Raw genomic sequence first — 4,519 nt, 5'->3', positions numbered from 1 at the left:
GCCATGCCCATCAGGGCGCGGGCGTTGAGCAGGTAGGCGGCTGCCGAAAAGGCCGCCACCGGGCTGGCACTCCAGGCCTGCGCAGCAAAGCGCTTGTCGTTCGCCTCAGGCGTTTGCGTAAAGAGTCCGGCGGCCTCCTTGAGGTAGGCCTGCTGCAATTCCTGCAACTTCTCCGGTGAAAAGCTGATCTGTGGCTGCTGGGGGACGGGGGCTGCGCCACGGGTCACCGCTGCGCCCAAGTCCATATTCTGAAAGGACTGAAAGGTTTTACTTAAGCTCTCACTCAGAGTCTGTTGAAACTGCTGGGCCGACTGCGCCCAAAATTCCGGAGAATTTTGTGTCATGCTGTGTTCTCTTTTTAGTTGCTTATCGGTAGAAACCCGAGTATCTCAGGTCTCGCCCTTCGAAAAACTGACACTCATTTTTACGCCTACTTATTCACGCCTCTATGTACATTGTGCCCATTGCCTGGTTGTATGTTGCGCTCATGATGGCGGTGGCCGAAGCCACCAATTCAAATGGCACCGTCCTGGGTGCGGTCATCACCTTCTTCCTCTATGGCGCCGGACCCGTCGCCTTGGTGGTTTACCTGATGGGCGCGCCAGCCCGACGCCGCGCCATCAAGGCCCGGGAAGCCGCCGAGCTGGCGGACGCCCTTTCAGTCCAGCCAGATGCAGGCCGCCATGCGGCCGCTGACGCGGTCACGCCGGTGCGAAAAGAACCGTGACGGCTGGCTGACCGTGCACCAGGATGGCGTGCCATCGTTGCCGTAGATTTGGGTCACACCCAAGGCGGCCAGGCGCAGGCGTGCCAGGCCCTGCAGATTTGCCAGCCACTTAGTCCCCGTTGAGTCGCCAGCTTTGGGCGTGAACATCGCCCGGGCCGCCGGGTCTTGCGCCACGAATACGTCGCGCACATCGTCGCCCACTTCGAACGTTTCAGGCCCGATGCAGGGACCCAGCCATGCTATTATTTTTGAAGCAGTCCACGCTTTATCCACGGGGGCTTGAGCACTAAAACATTCAATAACAGCGTCAAGAATCCCGCCCCCCCCCGCCCCTGCCAGACCACGCCAGCCGGCATGTGCAGCAGCCACCACGCTGCCCTGCTCGTTGGTCAACAGCACCGGCAGGCAATCAGCCACCATGATGGTGCAGGCCACGCCGGGCTGCTCGGTGACGCAGCCGTCGGCTTGCGTACCCGGCTCGGTTTTGTCAGACAGCCAGACGGCGTGCGTGCCATGCACCTGCGACAAAAACACGGGCTGCGCATCAAGCGCCTGGCAAAGAATGGCGCGATTGGCACGGACGTCCAGCGGGCGATCGCCGACGTAGTCGCCCAGGTTCAGCAAGTCATAGGGCGCGGCCGACCGGCCACCGGCACGCGTCGTGCACACGGCGTGCACATGGCGCGGTGCCGGCCAGTTCGGGATCAGCCAATCAGGATTCATGAGGGGTCTTTTCAGTCTTCGTTGTTGCGGTGTGTCGAGGAGCGCCGATTCAGGCCCGCAAATCACTCCACCAAGCCTTGGCGCGGCACTTGATCCGGTGCCCCGCTTGCCAGGCGGCGGAGCGACGCACCTCGGCCAGCACACCATCTTTCCAGGCCTTCCAGTGCGGATACCACCTGGCGAACCAGTGCAAGCGCATGAGGGCGGGCTGGGTCAACTGGAACAGCCGCGCCATCACCGCGGTGCCACCGATCTTGGCGCTGAGCAACAAGACCAGTCCCAGCGTGGTCTGGCCTTTGCCAAACAGGTAAAGCGCCAGCAACTTGACGGGCAGCAAACTCAACATCGGCACGCCAAACGCCAGCAGCGCCCCGCCCGGCGGCAATTGTGAAATTTTTCGCTCCAGCCAGGCCCACAGCGGCAAACGAGCGAGCCGGGCAAACACCGCTGCCAGCGGCACCCAGCCCCACTCCTCAAAGAGCAACAGCCCCGCGATCAGCGGAAAGAGTATTTTTCGAAGAATCTTCCTCAGGGTCTGCATGGCGATGCGGCCCGAACCCAGTGCCGCTTAAGCGGCGCGCACGTGAACCTTGTCGTAGGCCACCAGCAGTTTGTGGTGCATTTCGCAGCCCATCAGCATCAGGCCGGGCGCGGTGAGGCCCATGAAACGATCGGTTTGCATGATGAGCGCATGCGCCTGCGCCACGGCGCCCGCGCCGTAAAGCTGGCGCAAGGCATCCAGGTAGGGCCCGGTGTCCCCCATGTCGGCCAGGTTGATGAGGCTTTCAATGCAGGCGTACACACGGCGGCGCTGCGGGTTGAGCTGGTCAAAATGCCGGATCCAGTCACAACCCTCCAGCGTGGCGGCTTCGTCGCCAATGGCCAGGGCCAGCAGGGTCTTGAGCTCGCCCACGCGCAGGTCGCTCCAGAATGAGCCCGCATCGGCCGCCATGCCAATCACCGCCGCCACCGGGCGCTGGTCGGCCAAGGCAGACTCATTCAGGGTCTCCAGCAGCTCGGAGCATTCTTCGTTGTCCAGGTCGGGCAGGTTCAGGATGGCTTCGCGGATGCTGTTGCCCACGCTGTTGTTCTCGAACTCCAGGTCGTCCACCGGGTAAATCTCGGACATGCCAGGCACCAGAATGCGACACGCATAGACACCCAGATGGGTGAAGTCGGCAACGTAGATTTCGCGTCCATCGCGGTGAATACGGTCCACCGCCCAGGCATAGTCTTCGGCGGTGCTATTGCTGAAGTTCCAATCGCAAAACACGTAGTCGGGCGCACCGCCCAAAAACTTCCAGTGAATCACGCCGCTGGAGTCCACAAAATGGATCTCAATATTGGTGGCGCTGGCGGCCTCCTCCAGATCAAATACGGGCGCAGGAAAACCGGCCAACGAATCCAGTGCGCGACCTTGCAACAATTCGGTCAATGCGCGCTCCAGCGCAATCTCGAAGCGCGGGTGCGCACCAAAGCTGGCAAAACAGCCTTGGTCTTCGGGGTGCAGAAGCGTCACGTTCATCACCGGGTACTGGCCACCCAGAGAGGCGTCCTTGACCAGAATGCCAAAACCCGCCGCGCGCAGGGCTTTGATGCCAGCGGCAATGCGCGGGTAACGCGCAATCACTGCCTCCGGCACGTCCGGCAGACACAGGCCTTCGCTGATGATGCGGCCCTTGATGTGCCGCTCAAAGATCTCCGATAAAGCCTGGGTGCGCGCCTCGGCCTGGGTGTTGCCGGCCGACATGCCGTTGCTCACATACAGGTTGCCGATGATGTTGACCGGAAAATAGGTGGTGACGCCATCGCGCTCGCGCACGTACGGAATGGCACAGATGCCGCGCTCGACGTTGCCGGAATTGAACTCCACCAAGCTGCTGGCGTCCACGCTTCCTTCCGGGTTGTAGAACTTGTGCAGCCCGGGGTTCAACAAATCAACCGGCCAACTGCCGTCTTCCCCCGGCTCAAACCAGCGCTCCTGCGGGTAGTGCACGTAGTGTCGATCGGCCACTTTGGGGCCCAGGTAATAGTGCGTCCAGAAATAGTTGGTGGAGAGGCGCTCAAAAAACTCGCCCAAGGCACTGGCCAGGCAGGCCAGCCGCGTTGCGCCCTTGCCGTTGGTGAACAAGAGCGGGCAATCACGATCCCGGATATGTACCGACCAGATGCCGTCCACCGGGTTCAGCCAGCTTCGCTCCTCAATATGAAAACCGAGTAACTGCAGCTTGGTTTGCAGGGTATTGATAGTGAATTCGAGCGAGGCGTCTTTGCCTGGGATAAAGTTTTCAATTTGCATGGGTACCAGCATACCGCACTCCCCTGTGCCGGAGACACGCTCTGCGGAACGCGTGATCTGTGGTTTGAGGCTGAAGTTTTGTTGGTTTTTTTCACCTCATTTTATTTTATCCGGGTAATATTGACATCTTATTTTTACCCGGATATAATCCATTCATTCGATATCGAAATGGAAGGAATTCAAAAAATGAACGACTGGACAAACACCCCATGCACCGCCTTTGAAGGCAGCCGCTGCATCGCCAGTGGCGAGCTCAAGGTAGTGGCTTTACTGGCAAAAACCGCCGTTGATAAATGGCCTGACAGCGGCACACCGCAGCCGGTGTTGATTTTCAACGACGCCACCAGCGAGGTCATCGAGCAGGACTGGCGCGGCTCGGTGAGCGACTTTCAGCGCCGATTTGATCTGCTGGCGCAGGAACACGCCCGCCTGGCGACTACGAATGGCACGGAGCCAAGCGACACCGCAACCGTCCCCGACGCCGCACGCGGCCCCGGTCGCCCCAAGCTGGGCGTGGTGGCACGCGAGGTCACCCTGCTGCCGCGCCACTGGGAATGGCTGGGCAGCCAGTCCGGCGGTGCCTCGGTGGCGCTGCGCAAACTGGTGGAAGTGGCACGGCGTGCCTCTGAAGTCAAAGACCGCGTGCGCCAAGCCAGCGCCATAGGCTACAAATTCATGGCCACCATCGCGGGCCATGAGCCGGGCTTTGAAGAAGCCAGCCGCGCCTTGTTTGCCGGTGACCAGGCCGGTTTTGAAGCGCAGATCGCCAC

At 60.9% G+C, this 4,519-nt stretch carries 5 protein-coding genes and 1 pseudogene; 2 read left to right on the top strand and 4 right to left on the bottom strand.

Annotated elements, in window-relative coordinates:
* Window positions 1–344 (bottom strand): annotated as a pseudogene (locus tag B3V69_RS18740) (class I poly(R)-hydroxyalkanoic acid synthase); the annotation flags it as partial.
* A 104-nt stretch (window positions 345–448) separates the two neighbouring features.
* On the opposite strand from B3V69_RS18740, the gene B3V69_RS18735 reads away from it, so the two are divergent.
* Entirely contained in the window at window positions 449–727 is a 279-nt protein-coding gene (locus tag B3V69_RS18735; protein ID WP_296448696.1) for a hypothetical protein, read from the top strand.
* Here the strand turns inward: B3V69_RS18735 and pgeF are convergent.
* Genes pgeF through ycaO form a run of 3 tightly spaced genes read right to left on the bottom strand, consistent with a single transcriptional unit; the run spans window position 659 to window position 3,761 of the window.
* Window positions 659–1,450, bottom strand: coding sequence for a peptidoglycan editing factor PgeF (gene pgeF / locus B3V69_RS18730; protein ID WP_296448694.1), 792 nt, complete (start codon window positions 1,448–1,450; stop codon window positions 659–661). The two genes, B3V69_RS18735 and pgeF, sit on opposite strands and share 69 nt — an antisense overlap.
* 49 nt (window positions 1,451–1,499) lie before the next feature.
* Window positions 1,500–1,991, bottom strand: a complete 492-nt coding sequence (locus tag B3V69_RS18725; protein WP_296448692.1) for a hypothetical protein — start codon at window positions 1,989–1,991, stop codon at window positions 1,500–1,502.
* 27 nt (window positions 1,992–2,018) lie between these two features.
* Window positions 2,019–3,761, bottom strand: a complete 1,743-nt coding sequence (ycaO, locus tag B3V69_RS18720; protein WP_296448690.1) for a 30S ribosomal protein S12 methylthiotransferase accessory factor YcaO — start codon at window positions 3,759–3,761, stop codon at window positions 2,019–2,021.
* Between the two features lie 174 nt (window positions 3,762–3,935).
* Here ycaO and B3V69_RS18715 point away from each other — a divergent pair.
* The coding region (locus B3V69_RS18715) for a DUF2239 family protein (RefSeq protein WP_296448688.1) at window positions 3,936–4,519 on the top strand (584 nt) is incomplete at its 3' end.

The sequence above is a fragment of the Rhodoferax sp. UBA5149 genome, from assembly GCF_002413825.1.
Classification (GTDB): domain Bacteria; phylum Pseudomonadota; class Gammaproteobacteria; order Burkholderiales; family Burkholderiaceae_C; genus Rhodoferax.
The sequence above is the reverse complement of the archived record's forward strand: the minus strand, read 5'-3'. Positions and strand labels throughout refer to the sequence as shown.